This window comes from Streptomyces noursei (assembly GCF_001646665.1).
Lineage (GTDB): Bacteria > Actinomycetota > Actinomycetes > Streptomycetales > Streptomycetaceae > Streptomyces > Streptomyces lavendulocolor.
Genome location: NZ_LWBU01000405.1, coordinates 12,824 through 35,373, shown reverse-complemented (window position 1 = coordinate 35,373; position 22,550 = coordinate 12,824). Strand labels below are relative to the sequence as shown.

Below are 22,550 nucleotides of genomic sequence, written 5' to 3'. Positions count from 1 at the left end.
CTTTCGGACAGGCGGACAGGAACGGCTCTGATGATGGGTCCTTTTGCGAACCACTTGCAAGAGCGTCCACATCACAGAAGCAGGGGCGGGCGCACACCACGGAATGGTGGGACATTAGAGACAAATGAGGCGAGCGTGAGGAGTCGGCCCATGTACCCCGCTGAGGAAGGCGTCGTAGTCCGCACCAAGGCCCTGATCGTGACCGACGGCCCTCTCTCCCGCCCCGTCCCCGTCGCGGTGCGCTTCGAGCCGGCCACCGGGCGGGCCGCCGAGCCCGCCACCGTACGGCTCTGCTTCCCCGGCGGCACCGAGTGGAGCTTCCCGCGCACCCTGCTGGAATCCGGCCTGCGCGCCCCCGCGCGCGGCGGGGAGATCGGGATCTGGCCCTGCGGCCGGGTCCAGACGATCGTGGAGTTCCACGCCCCCGAGGGCGTGGCCGTGGTCCAGTTCGACTCCTCGGCGCTGCTGCGGTTCCTGCGGCGCACGTACGCCGCCACCACGTCGCCCGTCACCCATTAGCCCGGGTGGGGCGCGACGCGGCGGCGGCGTGCCGTCCGCGCCCGTCCGCCGTCCCCACCGCGGGCCGGGCGCGTGACCGGGGCGGCCGCTCCGCTCGAACGGCCGCCCCGGACACCTGTGTCAGGCGCGTACGAGTTCCCGCTCGCCGCCCTCGGGCGCGTCGGCCGCCAGTTCCTTGCGCAGCCCCTCGCCCTCGACGTCCACGTTCGGCAGCGCGCGGTCCAGCCAGCGCGGCAGCCACCAGGCCCTGCGGCCCAGCAGGGCGAGCACCGCCGGGACGATCGCCATGCGGACCACGAACGCGTCGAAGAAGACGGCGACCGCGAGGCCGAAGCCGATCATCTTGACCATCTGCTCGCTGGAGCCGATGAAGCCCGCGAAGACCGCGATCATGATCACGGCGGCGGCCGTGACGACCCGCGCCCCGTGCCGGAAGCCGGTCACGATCGCCTCGCCGGGCCGCTCCCCGTGGACGTACGCCTCACGCATGCGGGTGACGAGGAAGACCTCGTAGTCCATCGCCAGGCCGAACACCACGCCCACCATGAAGATCGGCATCATGCTCATGATCGGACCGGTCTGCTCCACCCCGAAGAGCGAGCCGAGCCAGCCCCACTGGAAGACGGCGACGACCGCGCCGAGGGCGGCGACCACCGACAGCAGGAAGCCGAGCGCCGCCTTCAGGGGCACCAGCACCGAACGGAAGACCACCATCAGCAGCAGGAAGGCCAGGCCGACGACGAGCGCCAGGTAGGGCAGCAGCGCGTCGTTCATCTTCTGCGAGAAGTCGATGTTCATCGCGGTCGCGCCGGTGACCAGCACGTCGTCGCCGGTGGTGTCCCGGATCGAGTGGACCAGGTTCTCCGTCTCGACGGAGGACGGACGGTCCTTCGGCACGACGGTGATGATCGAGGTGTCGCCCGCCTTGTTGGGCGCGGGCGGGGTGACGGCGGCGACCCCGTCCAGGCCCTTGATGTCGGTGACGGTACGGTCCGCGGCGGCCTTGTCGCCGTCGACGACGACCATCAGCGGGCCGTTGGAGCCGGGGCCGAAGCCGTCGGACAGCAGGTCGTAGGCGCGGCGCTGCGTGGTGGAGGTCGGCTGGGCGCCGTCGTCGGGCAGACCCATCTCCAGCGACGCGGCGGGTACGGCGATGGCCCCGAGGCCGATGACGCCGACGAGCAGCACGGCGACCGGGCGGCGCAGGACGAAGCGGGCCCAGCGGGTGCCCATGTTGGGCTTGGCCTCGACGGCCGCTTCCCCGGCGGCCTCGGCCGCCTCGGCCGCCTTCCGGGCCTTGCGGCCCACCACGCGCTTGCCGGCGTAGCCGAGCAGCGCCGGGATGAGGGTGAGGGCGATCAGGACGGCGATCAGCACCGTGCCGGCGGCCGCGAAGCCCATCTTCGTCAGCATCGGGATGTTGACGACGGCCAGGCCGACCAGGGCGATGACCACGGTGAGACCGGCGAAGACGACGGCGGAGCCGGCCGTGCCGACGGCCCGTCCGGCCGCCTCCTCCCGCTCGCGGCCCTCGGCCAGCTCGGCGCGGTAGCGGGAGACGATGAACAGCGCGTAGTCGATGCCGACCGCGAGGCCGATCATCATCGCCAGCGTGGAGGTGGTGGAGCCGAGGTCCAGGACGGACGCCAGGGCCGTGATCGTGGAGACGCCGATGCCGACGCCGATGATCGCGGTCAGGAGCGGCAGACCGGCCGCGACCAGGGAGCCGAAGGTGATGACCAGGACGATGCCCGCGACGATCACACCGATGATCTCGCCCGCCCCGGTCTCGGGCACGGTCTGCAGCGCGTCGCCGCCGATCTCGACGGTGAGCCCGCTCTCGCGAGCCTCCGCACCGGTCTCCTTCAGCGCCTCGCGCGTCGCGTCGGTCAGCTCCATGCCGTTGACCTTGTAGGACACCTGCACGTAGGCGGTGCCGCCGTCCCGTGAGACCGCCTGGACGGTGTACGGGTCGGTGACGTTCGCGACCTGGTCGGAGCCACTCCTCAGCTCTCCGACGGCCTTGCCGACCGTCGCCTTGTGTGCCGGGTCGGTCATCTTCTGGCCGTCGGGGGCCTTGAAGACGACGCGGGCGGTGGCACCGTCCGCGCCGGCGGACGGGAAGCGCTCTTCGAGGAGGTCGAAGGCCTTCTGGGCCTCCGTCCCCGGTATGGAGAAGGAGCTGGACGTCGCGACGGGCGCGGAGGCGGCTCCGACGCCGGCGAGCGCCAGCAGCGCGACCCATATCAGGGCCACGAGGTGGCGGCGCCGGAAGGCGGACCGGCCGAGTCTGTAGAGGAACGTTGCCACGGGGGCGTCTCCCGGTGATGGATGGACAAGGACATGGGGAGTCGGCCCGACAGCGTGAGCGGTACGTGTCAGGTGCTGCTGGTGGTGCGGTGGTGCGGGTCGCGCCGGTGGTGCGGTGGGACGGTGGTGCGGTGGGGTGTCAGACGCCGAGGGCGGGGAGGACCACGGCGTCGACGTAATCGGTGAGGAATGCCTGGTCGACCGGCCGGTCCTCGATGAGGGGCCGGGCGACGAAGGCGCCGATGAACATGTGCGGGACGAGCCGGAGCGCCGGGTTGTCCACGCTCACCTCGCCGCGCCGCACCGCACGGCCCAGCACCTCGTCGAGCCCGGTCATCTCCGGTTCGACGAGCAGGTCGCGCAGTGCCTGGAGCAGGTCGGGGTTGTCGTGGACGGCATGGGCGAGGCCCCGCATCAGCGCGGAGTCCCGCTCCATCTGGCAGTCGTCGGACCGGGCGAGGATCTCGTGGAAGTCGCCGCGCAGCGAGCCGGTGTCGATCGCGGCGATGTCGACCGGCTTGTTGTGCCGCAGGGCGTGGGCGACCAGCTCCGGCTTGCTCCCCCACTGGCGGTAGAGGGTGGCCTTGCTGGAATGGGTCCGGGCGGCGACGGCATCCATGGTGAGGGCGTCGTAACCGACGTCGCGGAGCAGGTCGAGCACGGCCTCGTAGAGCTCGGCCTCGCGCTCCGGGGTGAGCCTGCCGCGTGCCATGCCTCCGACTCCCATCGAGACGAAACGGTTTCGTACACGTCGAGCGTACGCCGGTCCCCAGCGAAACGAAACCGTTTCGTACGTGTTCCCGGTCACGGTCCGGCACGAAGTCGGCCGGGTCGGGTTGCCGGGCCCCCGGAGCGCGGAAAGCATGGCTGTGTGAGCAGCGACGGCGCATACCTCCGCTATCCCCACCTCCACGACGGCCTGCTGTGCTTCGCGGCCGAGGACGACCTGTGGGTCGCACCGCTGGCCGCGGACGGCGAACCGCCGGGCCGCGCCTGGCGCGTGACGGTCGACCGGACGCGCGTCGGGCACCCGCGCTTCTCGCCGGACGGGCGGCACATCGCGTACACGAACTGGCGCAGCCTGGACCCCGAGATCCATCTGGTGCCGGTCGACGGCGGGCCCGCGCGCAGGCTGACGTACTGGGGGTCGCTCGACACGCGCGTGTGCGGGTGGACACCGGACGGGGAAGTCCTCGCCGTCGCCTCGCACGGCCAGCCGTTCTCGCACTTCTCCTGGGCGTACAAGGTCCCCGTCGACGGCTCGCCGGGCGGGCGGCTGCCATGGGGGCCGGTCTCCGACATCGCGGTCGCGGACGTCGGCGGGCAGCACCTCACCCTGCTGCTGACCGGCAAGCCCCCGCACGAGCCCGCCTCCTGGAAGCGGTACCGGGGCGGGGCGACGGGACGGCTCTGGCTCCAGGGCGAGCAGCTGCTGCCCGGTATCGGGGGCCACCTGGACTGCGCCATGTTCGTGGACGGGCGGATCGCGTTCCTCTCCGACCACGAGGGCGTCGCCAACCTCTACTCCTGCCTGCCGGACGGCACCGACCTCCGGCGGCACACCGACCACGACGACTTCTACGCCCGGCACGCCTCCTCCGACGGGCGCCGCGTGGTCTACCAGTGCGCGGGCGACCTGTGGATCGTGGACGCCCTGACCCCCGACTCGGTGCCGCGGAGGCTCGCCGTCCGGCTCGGCGGGCCGCGCGCCGGGCGGCGCACCCACCAGGCGCCGGCGGCGAGCAACGTGGACGCCGTGTCGGTGGACGAGACGGGCCGGGCGAGCGCCGTCTCGGTGCGCGGCAGCCTGTACTGGCTCACCCACCGCGACGGGCCCGCCCGCACGATCGCCGACACCCCGGGGGTGCGGGTGCGGCTGCCGGAGATGCTCGGCGGCAGCGGCCGGATCGCGTACGTCACCGACGCCGAGGGCGAGGAGGCCGTCGAGGTGGCCCACCTGCCGCGGGTGAGCGGCGACCGGGCGCCGAGGCGGCTGGCGGCGGGACTGCTGGGCCACGTCACCGAGATGGTGGCCGACCCGGACGGCGAGCGGCTGGCCATCGCGACGCACGACGGCCGGCTGCTGCTGCTGGACGTCCCGGACGAGACGGAGGAGCCGCCACCGGCACGGGAGGAGGCCGGGGACGGGATGCCCGGGGCTCCGGGGTCGCCCGAGACGCCCGAGGTGCCCGGGACCGCGGGGGCGCCCGATACACCCGGGGTGCCGGAGACATCGGAGACCTCCGCGGCTTCCGAGGTGATGGAGACGCCGCCCGAGATCCCTGCGGCTTCCGAGGCGTCGGAGGCGTCGGAGATCGCACGGGGCGGCGGACCGGTCGGCGGACCGGTCGGCGGGCCGGAGGAGGGGCCGACCGAGCTGACGCGCTCGATCAACGGCCCCGTCCGCGACCTGGCGTTCTCGCCCGACGGCGCCTGGCTCACCTGGTCCCACCCCGGCATCGGCCGGTCCCTGCGGCAGATCAAGATCGCCCGGATCAAGGACCGAACGATCGTCGACGTCACCAACGGCCGGTTCGAGGACGAGAGCCCGGTGTTCACGAGGGACGGCCGCTACCTCGCCTTCCTCTCCTGGCGGGGCTTCGACCCGGTGTACGACGTGCACACCGGGGACCTGTCCTTCCCGCTCGGCTGCCGCCCCCACCTCGTACCCCTCGCCTCCACCACGCCGTCCCCGTTCGCGCTGTCGCCCGAGGGGCGGCCGGCGGCCGGCGGGCTGGACCTCACGGAGGAGGCCGCGGAGGGCGACGGGACGGTCGTGGTCGAGTTCGAGGGCCTGGAGAACCGGGTGACGCCCTTCCCGGTCGCCGCCTCCAAGTACTCCTCCCTGCACCCGGTGAGCGGCGGCGGTCTGGTGTGGCTGCGCTGGCCGATCTCGGGCGCGCTGGGCGAGACGTTCGTCAACCCCGCCGACACCTCCGGGCGGCCCACTCTCGAACACTTCAACCTCGCGAAGGCCCGCAGGACCGAGCTCGTCGACCACTTGGACTGGTACGCCGTGAGCGGCGACGGGACCCGGCTCGTCGTCTTCGACGAGGGCGACCTGCGGGCGGTGCCGGCGACCGAGCCGGGCGACAGCGACTCCACCGTGTACGTCGACACCCGGCGGATCCTGCACGAGGTGGACCCCGGCGCGGAGTGGCGCCAGGCGTACGCCGAGGCGGGGCGGATCATCCGCTCCTACTTCTGGGACCCGGGGATGAGCGGGATCGACTGGGACGCCGTCCTCGACCAGTACCGCCCTCTCGTCGAACGGGTGGCCACGCCGGACGAGTTCGCCGACCTGCTGCGGGAGGTGCTGGGCGAGCTGGGCACCTCGCACGCGTACGTCACGCCCGCGCGCCGCAACGAGGGCCCGCCGCACTACCAGCGGGCGCAGGGCCTGCTGGGCGCCAACTTCGTGTGCCGGGACGGCCGGTGGACGGTGAAGCGGATCCTGCCGGGCGAGTCGTCCGACTCCAAGGCGCGCTCGCCCCTGGCCGGCACCGGCATCCGGGAGGGCGCCGTCCTCACCCACGTGGACGGCCGCCCGGTGGACCCCGTGGCGGGTCCGTACCCGCTGCTGGCCGGGGCGGGCGGGACGACGGTCGAGCTGACGTTCCGCCCCGACGGGGGCGAGGGCCGGGCCCGGCGGGTCGCCGTCGTCCCGCTCGTCGACGAGCGGCCGCTGCGGTACCAGGACTGGGTCGCCAAGCGCCGCGAGGTGGTGCGGGAGCTGAGCGGCGGCAAGTGCGGGTACCTGCACATCCCGGACATGGGCGGCTCGGGGTGGGCGCAGTTCAACCGGGACCTGCGGCTGGAGGTGTCCCGGCCCGCCCTGATCGTGGACGTCCGGGGCAACGCGGGCGGCCACATCAGCGAGCTGGTGGTGGAGAAGCTCACCCGGCGGATCCTGGGCTGGGACCTCACGCGGGGCGCGCAGCCCGTCTCGTACGCCTCGAACGCCCCGCGCGGCCCGGTCGTCGCCCTCGCGGACGAGGCCACGGCGTCGGACGGTGACATGATCACGGCCGCGTTCAAGCTCCTGAAGCTCGGCCCCGTGGTCGGGCAGCGCACCTGGGGCGGTGTCGTCGGCATGACGGGCCGCCACCGGCTGGGTGACGGCACGGTGATCACGGTGCCGATGAACGCGGCGTGGTTCGACGAGTACGGCTGGTCCGTCGAGAACCACGGGGTGGCGCCGGACATCGAGATCCTGCGCACCCCCCTGGACTGGGCGGAGGGCCGCCACCGCCAGCTCGCGGACGCGGTGGAGGTCGCACTGGACCTGCTCTCCGCCCACCCGGCGGCCCGTCCTCCGGACTACTCCCAGGTCCCGTCCCTCGCCCGGCCCCCGCTGCCGCCGCGACCGGGGCCCTGACGGCCCGCCCGACGGCCCGCCCGGCGCCGGGCGGCGCCGGCTCCTACGATGCGGCCAGCTCCGCCAGCAGGCGGGCCGCCGGCTCCGGGTGGACCAGCCACTTCAGGTGGCTGCCCTCAAGGGTGCGGACGTCGTACGGGTTGTCCGGCGTCAGCTCGTCGCCCTCGCGGATCAGCCGGTCCTGGAGGGCGAGCGGCAGGCTCCTGTCGTCGGTCAGCCGGACGTACGTCCTCGGGATGCGGCCCCAGGTCGCGGCCTGTGCGCGGTCGGCCGAGGTGCCGGCGTCCAGGTTCTCATCGGGCTGGAAGGTGTTGAGGAAGGTCAGGAACTCGTCGTCGGTGCCGTCGGCGAAGAACGCCTCCCTGAACACCGCCAGGACCGCCGGGTCGGCGGTACGGAAGTTGGTGCGCAGCAGCCCGAGTTCGGCGGGGTTGCCGACCATCGCCGGGGCGAGCGCGGCGACGTCGACGGTGGCCATCTCCGGTTCGGCGTAGTAGCCGGCGACGTCGAGCTGCACCGGGCACCAGGCGGAGACGTAGACGAGGCGGTCGATCAGGTCGGGGCGGGCGTTGGCGGCGGCCGTGGCCGTGGCGCCGCCGCGGCTGTGGGACACCAGGATCACGGGGCCGTTGCGCTTGGCCCGCTCCAGGACACCGGTCAGGTGGGCGACGTTGTCGGCGAGCGTGACGCCCTTGATCGCCCCGGGCGCGGTGGCGAGCCCGGCCAGGTCCTGCGGGGCCTGGTAGGCGAGCGGGTAGGTCGCCCCGAAGCCGTGCCCGGGCAGGTCGACGGCGACCGAGCGGTGCCCGAGGAGGCCGAGCTCGGCCTGGAGCGGCGCGAACGAGAAGGAGTTGGCGAAGGCTCCGTGAACCAGTACGAAGGTCGGCTGCATCGGTCTGCTCCCTGCCCGGCGGTGCGCGGCACCGGCGGCACCCGGGCCGGGCCGGCCGCCGGTCGGCCCCGGTCACGGGGCGCCCGGCCACGGACCCTACCCACCGGAAGATCATCCGCACCACCGGTACGAGTCCCTCCGCATCGCGGCCGCGAGCGCCCGGCGCGAGCCGTGCGGCACGGCCGGGGTACCCGCCCCGCCGCCCCCGCACCACCCGCGCGGCACACCGGACTCGGCGCGGGCCCCCTCCCGCCGCCCGCGCAACACCCGTGCGGCGCACCGGACACGGGCGCGGAGCCCCCTCCCGGCGGGCGCCGCCCCGCGGGCCGGCGCCCGCCGGGACCCACCCACGCGAAGGCCCCGCACCCCCGGCGACCCACCCACGCGAAGGCCCCGCACCCCCAGGACCCACCCACGCGAAGGCCCCGCACCCCCAGGACCCACCCACGCGAAGGCCCCGGGCGCCGGGGACGACCCACGCGCGAAGGCCCCGGGCGCCGGGGGACGGACGCGCGAAGGGCGCACCCGGCGTCCCGGGTGCGCCCTCGCTTCAGCCGCGGCGCCGGTCAGACGTCCATCGGGTCCCGCGGCGTGTTCTGCTGCTCGTCCCGCAGGCCCTGGCGCCGCTCGTCACGCGGCGGGCGGTTCTTCTGCTGGCCCTTCTGCGTACGCTCCTGCGCCTCGCGCTTCGCGTCCTGGGCCCGCCGCTTGGCCTGGTCCTTCATTTCCTGCGCCTTGTCCTGGAACTGGTCTGCGATACCCATCGAGGTTTCTCCTGAAAGGGTGTGTGGGGACTGCGGGAACCGTCGTCGGCTCCCGGCCTCGACCAGCCTGGCACGCCCGGACATACCGCGCATTTCGATCATCCCGTAACGGGTCAATCACGCAGCGTGCGCACCTGCTCGTCCGCCGCGCCACCCGCTCCGACCAGCCCCTTCCGCACTCCCGCGAGCCGGGGCCCGAAGCGCCGCATCTCGCGCTGCCCGACGGTTCCGATGAGCCCCGGCAGGTAGCCGCGCACCGACTGCATGCCCCGCAGCCACCACTGCGCGTACACGTGCGCCGAGCGCCGCTCGATGCCGGCGACGATCCGGTCGACCGCCGGGCCCAGCGGGTACGTCCGGTTCGACGGCCACGGCAGCCGCTGCCGCAACTCCCGCATCACGTCGTCCTCGTCGGCACCGCGCACCATGTCGGTGTCGGTCCACGACAGGTATCCCACGCCGACCCGCACGCCCTTGTACCCGACCTCGGCGCGCAGGCTGTGCGCGAAGGCCTCCACGCCCGACTTGGACGCGCAGTACGCGGTCATCATCGGCGCGGGGGTGATCGCCGCGAGCGAGGCGATCTGGAGGAAGTAGCCCCGGCTCTCCATGAGCACCGGCAGGAACGCCCGTCCCGTCACCGCGCCGCCGATGAGGTTGACCTCGATGACCCGCCGCCAGGCGACCGGGTCGGAGTCCACGAACGGACCGCCGGACGCGACACCGGCGTTGGCGACGACGATGTCCACCTTGCCGAAGCGCTCCTTGACCTCGCACGCGACGCGGGCCATCGCCTCGTGGTCGGTGACGTCGACGTGCCACCAGTCGCTCTCGGTGTGCAGCCGGCCGGAGACCTCTTTCAGCAGCTCCGGCTCCAGGCCCAGCAGCGCGATCCTCGCACCGCGCGCGGAGAGCTTGCGCGCCAGCAGTTCGCCGACGCCCCGCGCGCCGCCGGTGATGACGGCGACCTGCCCCTCCAGGCTCACCCTGCTCATGCGACTTCCTCCTGCTCGGTACGGACGTACGTCGTCACCAGGGCGCGTATCCGGGCCGTCACGGCCTCCGGCGCCTCGACCGGCGTCATGTGCCCGACGCCCGCCAGTTCGTCGAGCCCGACGCACTCGGGCAGGGCGGCGGCCAGCGCCCTCGCGTGCACGGGCGGGGTGAGCCGGTCGGCCGTGCCGACGAGCACCACCGTCGGTACGGCCAGCTGCCCGACGCCCGCCTCCACGTCGAGCGCGGCGAGGACCTGCGACCACGCCACCCGCACGGTCCGCGGGCAGGCGTGCACGATCCGGGCGCACTCGGCGACCCGCTCGGCCGCCGAACCGGGCCCCATGGTGGCGTACTTGAGGATGGCGCGGGAGACCGGGGTGACCGGCCCGAGGGGGGCGCGGGCGCCCAGCACGGCGCCGGTCAGCCGGGTCCGCAGCCGGCCGGCCCGCAGCGGCAGCACCAGCGATTCGGCGACCAGCCGCGAGGGGCCGGTGCTGCACAGCAGGACGGCCGCCGCGTGCTCGCGCAGCCCCGGCCGCCCGGCGGCCGCCATGAGCGTCATGCCGCCCATGGAGTGCCCGGCGAGCACGGCCTTCTCGCCCGGCTCCAGCGTGGCGGCCAGCACGGCCTCCAGGTCGTCGGCGAGGGCGTCGGTGGTGTAGCCGGCCCGCCCGACGGCGGGAGTCCGCCCGTGGCCGCGCTGGTCGTAGACGATCACCCGGTGGTCGCCGGACAGGTCCCGCACCTGGGCGGCCCAGAACTGCGTGGAGCAGGTCCAGCCGTGGGACAGGACGACCGCGGGGGCGCCGTCGGGCCCGTACACCTCGACGTGCAGCGGTGATCCGTCGGCGGAGACGGTGGGGACGACCCTCATGCCGCGGCCTCCTTCGAGCCGGTGAGCGTGCGGGCGCGGACCACTTCGTACTCCGAGAGGTCCACCGCCTTCGTCGCGCGCCGGAACTCGGACGTCGTGCCCGGCCACAGCGTGGTGTTGCGTCCGTTGGCGTCGAGGTACCAGCTGTCGCAGCCCCCGGCCTTCCACACGGTCCGTTCCATCCGCGCCTGTACGCGCCGGTTCCACGCGGCGACCGCGGACGGCCGTGCCGCGAGGGCCGCCCGGCCGCCGAGGAGGTCCAGCTGCCGCATGTAGTCGGCGAGGTAGTTCAGCTGGGACTCGATCATGAGGATCATGGACGAGTTCCCGAGGCCCGTGTTGGGGCCGATGATCGTCATCCAGTTGGGGAAGCCGGCGGCGGTGGCGCCGCGCAGCGATTCCATGCCGTCCTTCCAGGCCTCGGCGAGCGTGATGCCGTCGGCGCCCACGACCCGTTCGGCGATCGGCATGTCGGTGACGCGGAACCCGGTGCCGAAGATGATCGCGTCGACCTCGGTCCGCGTCCCGTCGGCGGCGACGACGGTCGAGCCGCGCACCTCGGCCAGCCCGGAGGCGACGACGTCGACGTTGGGCCGCGCGAGCGCCGGGTAGTACTCGCTGGACAGCAGGATCCGCTTGCAGCCGATGCGGTACGACGGGGTCAGCTTGGCGCGCAGGGCGGGGTCCTTGATGGCCCTGGCCATGTTGGCCTTGGCGATCGACTCGACCAGCTTCAGTTCGTTCGGCCGCTTGGTGAACGCGCTGACCTGGAGTTCGCGGATGCCCCACAGCAGGCCGCGCCGGGCCGTCCCGGTGAGGGGCAGCTGCCGGTGCAGCCACCGCTCGACGCCGGTGATGGCGCGGTCCATCCGGGGCATGACCCACGGCGGGGTGCGCTGGAACAGCGTCAGCCGGCCCACCTCCGGCTGGATCGCCGGGACGATCTGGATCGCCGAGGCCCCGGTGCCGATCATCGCGACGCGCTTGCCGGTGAGGTCGTAGTCGTGGTCCCAGCGGGCCGAGTGGAAGACCTTGCCGCCCGCCTCTTCGAAGGAGGCGAGCCCCGGCACGTCCGGGATCCTGGGGTCGGACAGCGGGCCGGTCGCGGAGACCACCACGTCGGCGGTGAGGGTGCCGCGCGAGGTCTCGATCTCCCAGCGCAGTTCGTCGTTGTCCCAGCGCATCATCAGCACCTCGTGGCCGAGGCGGATGTGCGGCCGCAGGCGGAAGGTGTCGGTGACGTGCTCGAGGTAGGCGCGGATGTGCCGCTGCCCGGAGAACGTGCGCGGCCAGTCGGGGTTGGGCGCGAACGAGAACGAGTAGAGATGTGACGGTACGTCACATGCGCAGCCGGGGTAGCTGTTGTCGCGCCAGGTGCCGCCGACGGAGTCGGCCCGCTCAAGGACGACGAAGTCGGTGATCCCCTCGCGGCGCAGCCGGACGGCGGCCCCCAGGCCGCCGAATCCGGATCCGATCACCGCCACTCGTACATGCTCGTGCTGGCTCATGCCGCCTCCGCATCGGAAATCCGAGATCCGCAAACTCTGCCAGCAATCACTGGCACGGTAGTGGGGAGAGTAGAGCAGGTCCCTACCGAGCGGTAGGGGTGGGACGAAGGAAGTTACCGGTGGTACGACATAGGGTTGCGGGCGTGACGAACCAGCGGACGAACGGACGGGTGGACGGACCGGCGGGCGACCGGACGGGCGCCGGGGAACGCGAGTACCGCATGGAGGAGCTGGCCGAGGCGGCCGGCATCACCGCCCGCACGCTGCGCTTCTACCGCGAGCGCGGGCTGATCCCGCCGCCCCGCCGCGAGGGCCGCATCGCCTGGTACGGGCCGCACCACCTGGCCCGGCTGCGGACGATCGCGGCGCTGCTGGAACGGGGCCACACCCTCAACGGCATCGCCGATCTGGCCGCCGCCTTCGAGAGCGGCCGCGACGTCGGCGAGGTGCTCGGGCTCGGCGAACCGTCCGAGGAGGAACCGGTCCGGCTCACCCCCGAGGAACTGGCCGACCACTTCGGCGACCAGGTCACACCGGAGAACTTCGCCGCCGCGCTGGAACTCGGCTACCTGGCCACCGACGGCGAGGAGATCGTCCACGTCAGCCGGCGACTGCTGGAGGTCTCGGCCGCGCTGGTCGGCGAGGGTGTGCCGCTGTCCGCGGTGCTGGCCGCCGGGGCCCGGGTCCGCGCCCACGCCGACGCCCTGGCCACCCTTTTCGCCGACCTGCTGCACTCCCACGCGGTGGCCGAGGCCGACGTCGTACGGCTGCGCCCGCTCGCCAAGAGCGTGGTGGAGGCGGAGGTCTCGATGGCCCTGGACCGCCGCCTGCGTGCTCAGGGGACAGCGCCCGGCGCCGCCGCCCGGCCCGCCCCGTCCTCCTGAACCGCGCCGTCCGCGCCGGCCGTCCCGTCCGTCCCGGCCACCCCGTCCGCGCCGGCGGCCCCCAGGGGCGGCCGGACGCGGGACGGCGTCCACCACCGCGCCTTGTAGACGCCCCCGTCCGCCAGCCGGTAGCGGCCGTCCGGCAGGTGCACGGCCACGGTGCGCGTCCACCAGGTCTCCCCCAGGCCCGGCTCCGGCACCGTGGAGATCACCTGCCCGGTCGCCGGGTCGTCCCCGACCGCCTTGACCCGCGCCCGGCTGATGCCCGCCGCGCCCGGGTAGTCGCGCACGAACGCCCCGGTGCTCTTCACGTACTGGTACACCGCCGAGCCGCTGCTCACCCACAGCCGGTCCGGATCGCCCGCCACCTGCCCCAGGTCGTGGCCGTGCGGGGTGGGCAGCCGCACCGCGAGCGCCTCGTCGAGCGCCGGCCGCGCCGCCGTACCGCCCACCCGCAGCGCCACCAGCCGGTCGCCGCCGAGCGCCCACAGCACCCGCCGCCCGGCGTCCCACTGGAGCCCGTGCGCGTCCTTCAGCGGGTACGTCGCGTACGGCACGTCCGCCGGGCCCCGGGAGGCGGCGTAGAGCCGCACGAGGCCGCCGGTGCTGCCCGCGACCGCGACGTTCCCGTCCGGCAGCAGCTCGATGCTGTGCGGGTTGTCCCGGATGGTGCCCGGGGAGAGCGCGTCGCCCCAGTACCGCCGGCCCGAGGGGTACTCGACCACCGCCGCGAAGCCGAACGAGGCCACCGTCAGCACGTACGTCCGCCCGCGCCGGGTCCGCACCTTGGCCTCGCTGGGGTGCACCCAGCTGGCGTCCGGCTCCAGGTCCGCGTAGCGGGCGTCACCGACCGGGGAGAAGGCCCACTTCACGACCGCCGGATCGGCGCCCGGCTCCCAAGCGCGCCGCCCGCCGTCGAGGAGCAGGACGCGCTTGGAGGCCTGGTCGGTGAGGAGGACGTCGGGCGTCCCGGCGGGGATCTCGGAAGCGGGAACCGGGACGTTGGCCGACGTCGGCACGGTGGCGGCGAGCAGCAGACCGCACGCGACGGCCGCGATCAGGACGGACTTCGGCGGCGTACGTACGGCGGTGGATCGCACACCTCCTCACCCTGCCAGAAGCATCCCCCGAAGTGAGCTTCGCCACACAAGCACTGACATACCCTCACTTGCGGATCAGCCGCTCCCGCTTCGGCGGGGCGGCCTCACAGCTCGTAGGCCGCCGTCACCGGGGCGTGGTCGCTCCACCGCTCGCCGTGCGTCGCGGCGCGCTCCACCCAGGCCTTGACCGCGCGGGCGGCGAGGCCGGGCGTGGCCACCTGGAGGTCGATGCGCCAGCCCGCGTCGTTGTCGAAGGCCCGGCCGCGGTAGGACCACCACGAGTACGGCCCCTCCTGGTCGGGGTGGAGGGCGCGGACGACGTCCACGTACGACGCCTCGTCGAAGACGCGGGTCAGCCACTCCCGCTCCTCGGGGAGGAAGCCGGAGCTCTTCCGGTTCGCCTTCCAGTTCCTCAGGTCGGCCTCGCGGTGGGCGATGTTCCAGTCGCCGCAGACGACGGCCTCGCGGCCGTCGGCGGCCGCCCGCTCCTTCAGCTCCTTCAGGTACGGCAGGAACTCGTCCATGAAGCGGGTCTTCTCGTCCTGCCGCTCGGTGCCGACCTCGCCCGATGGCAGGTAGAGGCTGGCGACCGTGACGCCGGGCAGGTCGGCCTCGACGTACCGGCCGGTGCCGTCGAACTCGCTCGACCCGAACCCGACCCGCACCGCGTCCGGCTCGCGCCGTGTGTAGAGCGCCACACCCGCCCGGCCCTTGGCGGCGGCCGGGGCGTGGACGGTGTGCCAGCCCTCGGGCGCGCGGACCGCCTCCGGCAGCTGGGACTCCTCGGCCCGTACCTCCTGGAGGCACACCACGTCGGCCTCGGTGGCGGCCAGCCACTCCACGAACCCCTTCTTGGCGGCGGCACGCAGACCGTTCACGTTCACGGACGTCACAATGAGCATCCGCGCACCCTACCGACATGACCTCGAAGATCGCTCCGCATGATTGTACGATGCCACGCATGATTATTCACACTCGGCCGTTCGACCACCCCGACGCCCGCAAGCTCAACGACATGGTGCAGCTCGAGTACGCCGAGCGGTACGGCGACGAGGGCGACCTCACACCGCTGGACCCGTCGATGTTCCGGCCGCCGCACGGCCTGTACCTCATCGCCTACGACGAGCAGGACCGTCCCGTCGCCACCGGCGGCTGGCGCACCCAGAACCGGAACGCCGAGGGGTACGCCGACGGCGACGCCGAGCTCAAGCGCATGTACGTCGTCCCCGAGGCCCGCGGACTCGGTCTGGCGCGCCGCATCCTCGCGGCCCTGGAGGACGACGCCAGAGCCGCCGGCCGCACCCGGATGGTGCTGGAGACCGGCGACGCCCAGCCCGAGGCCATCGCGCTGTACGTGTCCAGCGGCTACGAGCCCTGCGCCAAGTTCGGCTACTACCGCGAGTACGAGAGCAGCCGCTGTTACGCCAAGCCGCTGCAGTGACGGCACACGTCCGGTGTGACGGCGAAACGCCCCCTCCGGTGAAGTCCCGGTGACGCGCCCCTGACAAAGCGTCGCCGTCCGTGGCACTCTGCCTCACGCACGTCGATCCGCACCGCTCTTCGATCCCCCACCCTGCCCGGCCGCGCAGGCCGCGCACCGGGCACGGCAGAAGGAGACATGCGTGAGAGGCCAACGCACCGCCACGGGCGTCCTGCTGACCGTCGGAGCCCTGCTCACCGGCACCCTGTCGACCACCGCCGCCACCGCGGCCCCCTCGGCACCCGCCCCCGCTCCTGCCCCCGCTTCCGCTCCCGCCGCCAGGACCGTCACCGGCGCCGAACAGCGCGAGGCGCGCACCTTCTGGACGGCCGAGCGGATGCGCTCCGCCGCCCCGCTCGACCTGCTGCTCACCCCGCAGGCCGCGAAGAAGCTCAGGACCCCGCGGCCGGGCGGCACCACCACGACCGTCGCACCCACGGCCTTCCCCCAGGCGGGCGGGGCCTGGACCGGCGGCGGAGCCGTCGTGAAGACGTCAGGGCGCGTCTTCTTCACCCTCCAGGGCCGCACGGCCTCCTGTTCCGGCAATGCCGTGACCAGCCAGAACGCCAGCACCGTGATCACCGCGGGGCACTGCGTGAAGTACCAGGGCAGCTGGCACACCAACTGGGTCTTCGTGCCCGCGTACGACAACGGCCAGGCGCCCTACGGCCAGTGGACCGCCACCAAGACGCTGACCACCCCGCAGTGGGAGGCGAGCGAGGACATCAACCACGACATCGGCGCGGCCGTCGTCGCCCCGCTGGGCGGCCAGAAGCTCACCGCCGTCACCGGCGCCCAGGGCATCCAGTTCAACGGCGGCTACAACAAGCAGATGTACGCCTTCGGCTTCCCGGCGGCCTCCCCCTACGACGGCTCCAAGCTGGTCTACTGCAGCGGGAACTCCTCCAAGGACTTCCTCTTCTCGCAGGACCACAGCCTGGGCTGCAACATGACGGGCGGCTCCAGCGGCGGCCCCTGGTTCACCGGCTTCAGCGAGAGCGCCGGCACGGGTCTCCAGGTGTCGGTGAACAGCTTCGGCTACACGTTCCTGCCGAACCGGATGTTCGGCCCGTACTTCGGCAACGAGGCCAAGGCCCTGTACGACAGGGCCCAGGTCTCGTAACCGGTCCGGCCGGGTCGGTCCGGTCGGTCCGGCCACGCGCCGGCGGGGCCGCCCCCGCCGGCGCTCAGCCCCCGACGACCGGGACGTGCCGCACGACCCGCACGTCCCGCACGTCCCGGGACGGGGCGCCCGGGACGGCGGTGAGGGCGACCGGACCGGCCCCCTCCAGGGACACGGCCCCGTCGGCCGGCTCCGTCACGTCCGGCTCCTGGGCGGCCTCCGGGGCATCGGCCTCCGGGTCGTCCGGCTGCGGCTGCGGCTGCGCGCCGGGGGCCGGGTCGCTGACGCTGCGGACCCCGTACCGCTCCCCGGGAGGGGCGTCGCCGGCCGCCCCGCGCCCCGGAGCGGTCGCGGGCGCGGCGGACGGCCGGTCCGGCTGCGGGCCCGCCGGATCCGACGGACCCTTGGCGGCGGGCGGGGCAGCGGCCTCCCCGACCGCCCCGGCGCCCTCCCTGGCATCGATGTCATCGACCGCGCGGCGCGGCGCGGGGGCGGCGACGGCGCCGTCAGTGAGCCAGCGCTGGGACACCGACCCGTCCCGCACCTTGACCACCACGGTGGTCCCCTCCCGCGGGGCGGTCGGCACCAGGCCCAGCCCGGCGTTCCACCGGGGCACCACATGGCCCTGGACGCTCAGGTCGTACCGCACCGTCACGTCGGGCTGCGTGGCGCACAGGCGCAGCACGACCACACCGGACGACTCCTGCGAGTGGGGGCACAGGTCCGGGGCCGCGCCACTGTGCAGCAGTCCGTCCCGTTCGTACCGCCACTCCTGCGTCGAGGAGCCGGAGCAGGGCGCCAGCGTGAGGTCGGCGCCCACCAGCGGCGTGCCGTCGCGGATGTCGAGGCACAGGCCCCCCGCGGCGTTCCGCAGCCGGGTGCTCAGGGTTCCGCCGCCGAGCCCCGCGGAGGAGGGCGGCTGCGGCTGGACGGCGGTGGGCCGGGCGCCCGGGGCGGGAAGCGCGCCGCCCGGCGGGACCGCCGTACCCCCGGGGGCCACCGCGGAGGAGCCCCCGCGGTCCCCGTCGGGCCACAGGCTCGCCACGGCCACCACGCCCAGCACGCCGGCCACCGCCAGCGCCGCGAGGAGGGCGCCGCCTCCCGGCACGGCCCCCGCCAGGCGCCGCGCGGTGCCCGCCGGCACGGCCCGCGAGTGACGGCCGGTCCGGCGCGCCTCGGCCGGGGCCGCGGTGCCCGGACGCGTACGGGTCCGGGAGCGGGCCGGGCGCGACTCGACGTATCCACGGGCCCCCTCGCCGAGGACGGCCTCGGCCAGCAGCAGCGGCAGCCGCCCGTCGGAGTGGCTCAGCTGGTCCGCCGCGTACCGGCAGTGCGGGCACTTCGCCAAATGCCGGCGGATGTCCGGGATCAGTGCGCCGCCGCGGCGCAGCGAAATGTCGAGCAGCCGGTTGTAGTGGCGGCATTCCGGGTCCGCGGCCAGTTCCGAATGGGCGTGCAGACATCCGGCCCGCAACAGTTCGCGGGCCTCTCCCAGTCGCGCCGTGGCGGCACGGGGATCGATGGCGAGCAATGCGGCGGGAATGGATATCCCCTCCGCCTCGACCTCCCGGTGCCAGAGCAGTACCTGCGCCGGTCCGGGCAGTGCCGCGAACGCGCGGGCGAGGAACTCCCGGTCGGGCCCGGGCCCGGCGGGGGCGGGCGGTCCGCCCAGGAGGGCCGCGATACGCGGGTCGCCCGCCCACTCCTGGACGGTACGGCGCGCGGCCACCAGCAGCCGGGGGCGCAGCGCCGCCTGCGTACCCGCTCCGCCGCCGTGTCTCAGCTCGCCCAGGACCCGCGCGAAGGCGGCGGACACCACCATGGAGGCGTGCGCCCGCGAGGCGGTGAGCAGCGTGGCGTAGTCGTTCACCGCGCCGCAGTGCCTCGCCATGATCGCCGCGGCGGGGTAGGCGTCCACCGCACCGGCCGGACCGTCGGGCATCGCACCGATCATGCCGGCGAGTGCCGCGTCCGCCCCTCCGGAGGTGGGCGCGTACGCGGGCGGCGGCGGGGCGGAATGCTCGGGACGGGGAAAGGGCATGGGTGTGTTTTCCGTTCAGGGCATTGCGATGGGGGGGCTCGGGGGTGAACGCAGCCTGATTGGTCCATACCTGGTCGGCGCGAATCCCTTTTTGGGGCCGCACCGCCCGGTAATTCGAACTGCCGCTCAATAAAGCCCTGTTGGGCCCGTAGAGCTGCACAGCTTTCCATAACCCGCCGCTATGGAACAAGAGTTCCGGCACGCACCCCCCGCACCCCTTTCCCCAACCGGGCGCACACCCCCACGTCCTGCCGGAACTCCGCCCTGGAGCACCACGCACCGCTCGGCGCCGGCCCGCTCCACCGGCCGATCCGCCGGCCGCCCCTCTCGGCCGCACAGGGGCACAACGACGAGATCCCGCCCGATCGGAACGATCGGACGGGATCTCGTGTGTGCGTGGACCTGTGGGGATTTGAACCCCAGACCCCCTCGATGCGAACGAGGTGCGCTACCAGACTGCGCCACAGGCCCTTGCGACGTGTGAAACATTAGCATCCCGATCGGGGTGCTCGGAAATCCGTATCCCCGGTGGGCCCGTGCGGCCCGTCACACCGCCCTCACTCGTTGGCCGCGCGCGGGCGGTCCTCGTCGGCGTACTGGTCGAAGAGGGGCGTCCGGCCGTGGTCGTGGGAGCGGCGCGGCGGGTGCGGGCTCGGGTGGGGGTTCTGCCGGGTGGCCGGCGGCGGGGTGGGTTCCGCCGCGGAGGAGCGGGCGGCGCTCCAGGTCTCCGGGTCCGTGACGTCGACGCCGCCCGTGGCGCGCGGAGCGACCGGGGCGGTGACGTACGTGGGCAGCGGCACCGGGACCGGGTCCCAGCTGTCGCCCCGGGTCGGGCCGTGGTCGCGCTGCTGGTCCACCCACTCGGCGTGGTCCGTCTGCTCGACCAGCGCGCGGCGCCCGGCCTCCTGCGGGGTGAGCACCGGGGCCGGCTCCGGCTCGGGTTCCGGGTGGCGGGCCTCGGGCGGGTCGGCCTGGTCGGGCGCGGGGCGCCCGTGCGGGCGGCTCTCCCGCAGGCGCTGCGCGGCGGCCTCGGCGCGGCGCCGGTCCATGACGTACACGAACCGGCGGCGCTCCTGCGCCCGCAGGTGCACGATGTACGCGCTCAGCAGCACGGCGGGCACGCCCGGGGCCCACAGGAACGCGAGGCCCCCGACGGCCGCCACGATGGCGCCGAGCGTGAAGGCGAGGAAGAGGACGATCGTGGTGCGCCGCCGCCGGGCGAGCACCTTGGAGCGCCGGGCGCGCTCGGCGGCCGCCCCGGCCGCCCCGGCGGGCCGGGGGCGCCGGGCGGGGCGCGGTGCGGCGGGCGGGGCCGCCGGGAGCTCCAGGCGCGCCTCCGTGTGGTCCGGGGGCGCGGCGAAGGCCCGGACGTCGACCGAGCTGAGGTGCTCGGTCGCGGCGTCCGGGTCGACGTCGGGCGAGACCGCCTGTTCGGCGCCCCGCTCGCGCAACTCCTTGGCGTACCGGCGCTCCATGCCCGCCCGTCCGGAAAGGAGCCGGATGGCGGTGCTGAAGCGTTCCGTCGGACGGGCTTCGTTCAGCTCGTCCTGCCTTCGGAGCCACATCGGCACCAGGTAGGCGGCCCAGGCCCCGACGATGACTGCGTAGATGAGGCCGCTGCTGCTCACGCCTCACACCGTAGAGGGGTTCGCATCCGGCCATCGGCCAATTGGACCGGTGTGTCGCACGATCTGGCTGATATCACTGAATTTTTTTGTGATTGGTAGGACCGGATCCGATAGATCGGTGATCAAATTCGAACATTTATTTTATTTATCTGATTGCTGTGGCGCCGTCCGTCAGCGCGGGGTCCCCCGGCCGGTCCGGTGCCAGCGGCGCAGCAGCCCCTCCGGCACCTCCTCCGCGGTGAGCGCGAAGACGAGGTGGTCGCGCCAGGCGCCGTCGATGTGCAGATAGCGGGGCCGCAGCCCTTCCTCGCGGAATCCGAGTTTCTCCACGACACGGCGGCTCGGCGTGTTCTCGGGCCGGATGCACACCTCGATCCGGTGCAGCCCCACCATGCGGAAGCAGTGGTCGACGGCGAGCGCCACGGCGGTGGGCATGACGCCCCGGCCGGCGACCTCGCGGTCGACCCAGTAGCCCACGTGCCCCGAGCACATCGAGCCCCAGGTGATGCCCGCCACCGTCAGCTGGCCGACCAGCCGGCCCTCGTACTCGACGACGAACGGCAGCATCCGCCCGGCGTTCGCCTCGGCGCGCAGGTGCCTGACCATCTGGCGGTACGTCGGGCGCTGCGCGAGCGGCACGCCCGGCGCGGGCGGCGGGACGGTCGCCTCCCAGGGGCGCAGCCAGTCGCGGTTGCGCCGGTTGACCTCGCGCCATTCCCGCTGGTCGCGCAGCTTTATCGGCCGGAGGACCACGGCGCCGTCCACCAGCGTGACCGGCCAGGCCGGGTTCATGACGGTCTGGGGTGGTCGCCGCCGCGCAACTGGTCGACCGCGTGGACCAGGAGCTGTTCCAGGACGGCGAGGCCGTCGCGGACGCCACCGGTGGAGCCGGGCAGGTTGACGATCAGGGTCCGGCCGGCCACCCCGGCCAGGCCGCGCGACAGGGCGGCGGTCGGGACCTTGCCGCGGCCGTACGCGCGGATGGCCTCCGGGATGCCGGGGACCTCATGGTCGAGGAGGCGGCGGGTGACGTCGGGGGTCCGGTCGGTCGGGGAGACGCCGGTGCCGCCGGTGGTGAGGATGACGTCGTACGCGGCGTCGATCCCGGCGCGCAGCGCCGCTTCGACCGGGTCGCCGTCCGGGACGACCCGGGGCCCGTCGACGGTGAAGCCCAGTGCGGCCAGTCCCTCGGCGAGGAGGGGACCGCCCTTGTCCTCGTACACCCCGGCGGAGGCCCGGTTCGACGCCGTCACGACGAGCGCCCGGTAGGGCGTGGCGCCGGCCGGGACGTGCTGCGGCTCGTCGGCCCGCGGGGCGGGGGCGTGCCCGTGGGCGTCCTCGGGTCCGGGGGCGTGGTCCGGGGCGTGCTCCGCTCCGGGGGCGTGGGCGCCGTGGACGTGCCCGGCGCGCGGCGTCATCCCTGCGCCCCTTCCGCCTCGGTGCGCCGGTAGGTGCCGGACTTGCCGCCCGTCTTCTCCTCCACCCGGACGTCGGTGATGACGGCGGCCTTGTCGACGGCCTTGACCATGTCGACGACGGTCAGCGCGGCCACCGACACGGCGGTGAGGGCTTCCATCTCGACGCCCGTGCGGTCGGTGGTCCTGACGGTGGCCGCGATCTCGACCGCGTCGTCCGCGACCGACAGGTCCAGCTTCACGCCCGAGACGGCGAGCGGGTGGCAGAGCGGGATGAGGTCCGGGGTGCGCTTGGCGCCCATGATGCCGGCGATACGGGCGGTGGCGAGGGCGTCGCCCTTGGGTACGCCCTCACCGCGCAGCAGCTCGATCACCCGGGGGGAGACAAGGACCCGGCCGGTGGCGCGGGCGGTGCGGGCGGTGACGTCCTTCTCGGAGACGTCGACCATACGGGCCGCCCCCGACTCGTCGATGTGCGTCAGGCTGCCTTGCGTACTCACTGCTGAACTCCGCCTCGCGTGTTCCGGCGCCGATTGCCCCGCACGGCCATTGTCGCGCCGGCGAGGGCCGGGGGTGGTCCCCCGGGAAGGCACAGCGGCAGACACGGTACCGCCACGCCCGGGGGCGCCTCCACGCCC

At 73.9% G+C, this 22,550-nt stretch carries 19 protein-coding genes and 1 tRNA gene; 5 read left to right on the top strand and 15 right to left on the bottom strand.

The window, feature by feature from the left end:
- Positions 1-150: 150 nt before the first annotated feature.
- On the top strand, positions 151-519 hold the full coding sequence (locus tag A4V12_RS33160) for an SsgA family sporulation/cell division regulator (RefSeq protein WP_064073211.1): 369 nt from the start codon (positions 151-153) through the stop codon (positions 517-519).
- Positions 520-639: 120 nt separating this feature from the next.
- Here the strand turns inward: A4V12_RS33160 and A4V12_RS33155 are convergent, their stop codons facing one another.
- Positions 640-2,829, bottom strand: coding sequence for an MMPL family transporter (locus tag A4V12_RS33155; protein WP_064073210.1), 2,190 nt, complete (start codon positions 2,827-2,829; stop codon positions 640-642).
- Between the two features lie 139 nt (positions 2,830-2,968).
- Positions 2,969-3,541 (bottom strand): TetR/AcrR family transcriptional regulator, encoded by a 573-nt coding sequence (locus A4V12_RS33150; RefSeq protein ID WP_064073209.1) that lies wholly within the window; start codon positions 3,539-3,541, stop codon positions 2,969-2,971.
- 159 nt (positions 3,542-3,700) lie between these two features.
- Between A4V12_RS33150 and A4V12_RS33145 the strand changes: the two genes are divergently transcribed.
- A complete protein-coding gene (locus A4V12_RS33145; protein WP_064073208.1) occupies positions 3,701-7,207 on the top strand; it encodes a S41 family peptidase in 3,507 nt (1,168 codons plus the stop codon).
- A gap of 43 nt (positions 7,208-7,250) precedes the next feature.
- Here the strand turns inward: A4V12_RS33145 and A4V12_RS33140 are convergent, their stop codons facing one another.
- The 5 genes from A4V12_RS33140 to A4V12_RS33120 form a co-directional block, all read right to left on the bottom strand.
- Entirely contained in the window at positions 7,251-8,099 is an 849-nt protein-coding gene (locus tag A4V12_RS33140; RefSeq protein WP_064073207.1) for an alpha/beta fold hydrolase, read from the bottom strand.
- 566 nt (positions 8,100-8,665) lie between these two features.
- Positions 8,666-8,863 carry a YtxH domain-containing protein gene (locus tag A4V12_RS33135; RefSeq protein ID WP_064073206.1) on the bottom strand — a complete coding sequence of 66 codons (198 nt, stop codon included), beginning with the start codon at positions 8,861-8,863 and terminating at the stop codon, positions 8,666-8,668.
- A 113-nt stretch (positions 8,864-8,976) separates the two neighbouring features.
- The gene (locus tag A4V12_RS33130; RefSeq protein ID WP_064073205.1) at positions 8,977-9,858 is read right to left on the bottom strand and encodes an SDR family oxidoreductase; all 882 of its coding nucleotides are present in this window, start codon (positions 9,856-9,858) and stop codon (positions 8,977-8,979) included.
- Positions 9,855-10,733: an alpha/beta fold hydrolase gene (locus tag A4V12_RS33125; RefSeq protein WP_064073204.1), complete on the bottom strand. Its 879-nt coding sequence runs from the start codon at positions 10,731-10,733 to the stop codon at positions 9,855-9,857. Before A4V12_RS33125 ends, A4V12_RS33130 begins: the two co-directional genes overlap by 4 nt.
- Positions 10,730-12,241 carry a flavin-containing monooxygenase gene (locus tag A4V12_RS33120; RefSeq protein ID WP_064073203.1) on the bottom strand — a complete coding sequence of 504 codons (1,512 nt, stop codon included), beginning with the start codon at positions 12,239-12,241 and terminating at the stop codon, positions 10,730-10,732. Before A4V12_RS33120 ends, A4V12_RS33125 begins: the two co-directional genes overlap by 4 nt.
- A gap of 221 nt (positions 12,242-12,462) precedes the next feature.
- Here A4V12_RS33120 and A4V12_RS33115 point away from each other — a divergent pair, with 221 nt between their 5' ends.
- Positions 12,463-13,125 (top strand): MerR family transcriptional regulator, encoded by a 663-nt coding sequence (locus A4V12_RS33115; RefSeq protein ID WP_064073356.1) that lies wholly within the window; start codon positions 12,463-12,465, stop codon positions 13,123-13,125.
- Here the strand turns inward: A4V12_RS33115 and A4V12_RS33110 are convergent.
- Both A4V12_RS33110 and A4V12_RS33105 read right to left on the bottom strand, forming a co-directional pair.
- Complete coding sequence (locus A4V12_RS33110; protein WP_064073202.1) at positions 13,077-14,225, bottom strand: DUF6528 family protein; 1,149 nt, start codon at positions 14,223-14,225, stop codon at positions 13,077-13,079. The two genes, A4V12_RS33115 and A4V12_RS33110, sit on opposite strands and share 49 nt — an antisense overlap.
- Before the next feature lie 104 nt (positions 14,226-14,329).
- Positions 14,330-15,127 carry an exodeoxyribonuclease III gene (locus tag A4V12_RS33105; protein WP_064073201.1) on the bottom strand — a complete coding sequence of 266 codons (798 nt, stop codon included), beginning with the start codon at positions 15,125-15,127 and terminating at the stop codon, positions 14,330-14,332.
- 59 nt (positions 15,128-15,186) lie between these two features.
- Here A4V12_RS33105 and A4V12_RS33100 point away from each other — a divergent pair, with 59 nt between their 5' ends.
- Together A4V12_RS33100 and A4V12_RS33095 are read left to right on the top strand one after the other, a co-directional pair.
- Entirely contained in the window at positions 15,187-15,666 is a 480-nt protein-coding gene (locus tag A4V12_RS33100) for a GNAT family N-acetyltransferase (protein WP_064073200.1), read from the top strand.
- A gap of 181 nt (positions 15,667-15,847) precedes the next feature.
- A complete protein-coding gene (locus A4V12_RS33095) occupies positions 15,848-16,828 on the top strand; it encodes a trypsin-like serine peptidase (protein ID WP_064073199.1) in 981 nt (326 codons plus the stop codon).
- Positions 16,829-16,892: 64 nt separating this feature from the next.
- On the opposite strand, the gene A4V12_RS33090 is transcribed toward A4V12_RS33095, so the two are convergent.
- From A4V12_RS33090 to moaC, 6 genes are all read right to left on the bottom strand, one after another.
- On the bottom strand, positions 16,893-18,869 hold the full coding sequence (locus tag A4V12_RS33090; RefSeq protein WP_064073198.1) for an RICIN domain-containing protein: 1,977 nt from the start codon (positions 18,867-18,869) through the stop codon (positions 16,893-16,895).
- Between the two features lie 397 nt (positions 18,870-19,266).
- Positions 19,267-19,340, bottom strand: a tRNA-Ala gene (locus A4V12_RS33085).
- Positions 19,341-19,426: 86 nt separating this feature from the next.
- Positions 19,427-20,497: a divisome protein SepX/GlpR gene (gene sepX / locus A4V12_RS33080; RefSeq protein ID WP_064073197.1), complete on the bottom strand. Its 1,071-nt coding sequence runs from the start codon at positions 20,495-20,497 to the stop codon at positions 19,427-19,429.
- Positions 20,498-20,668: 171 nt separating this feature from the next.
- Positions 20,669-21,289 carry a GNAT family N-acetyltransferase gene (locus A4V12_RS33075; protein WP_064073196.1) on the bottom strand — a complete coding sequence of 207 codons (621 nt, stop codon included), beginning with the start codon at positions 21,287-21,289 and terminating at the stop codon, positions 20,669-20,671.
- Complete coding sequence (locus A4V12_RS33070; RefSeq protein WP_079137558.1) at positions 21,286-21,915, bottom strand: MogA/MoaB family molybdenum cofactor biosynthesis protein; 630 nt, start codon at positions 21,913-21,915, stop codon at positions 21,286-21,288. Before A4V12_RS33070 ends, A4V12_RS33075 begins: the two co-directional genes overlap by 4 nt.
- Entirely contained in the window at positions 21,912-22,412 is a 501-nt protein-coding gene (gene moaC / locus A4V12_RS33065; protein ID WP_064073195.1) for a cyclic pyranopterin monophosphate synthase MoaC, read from the bottom strand. The genes A4V12_RS33070 and moaC overlap by 4 nt, the downstream gene beginning before the upstream one ends.
- Positions 22,413-22,550: the final 138 nt, after the last annotated feature.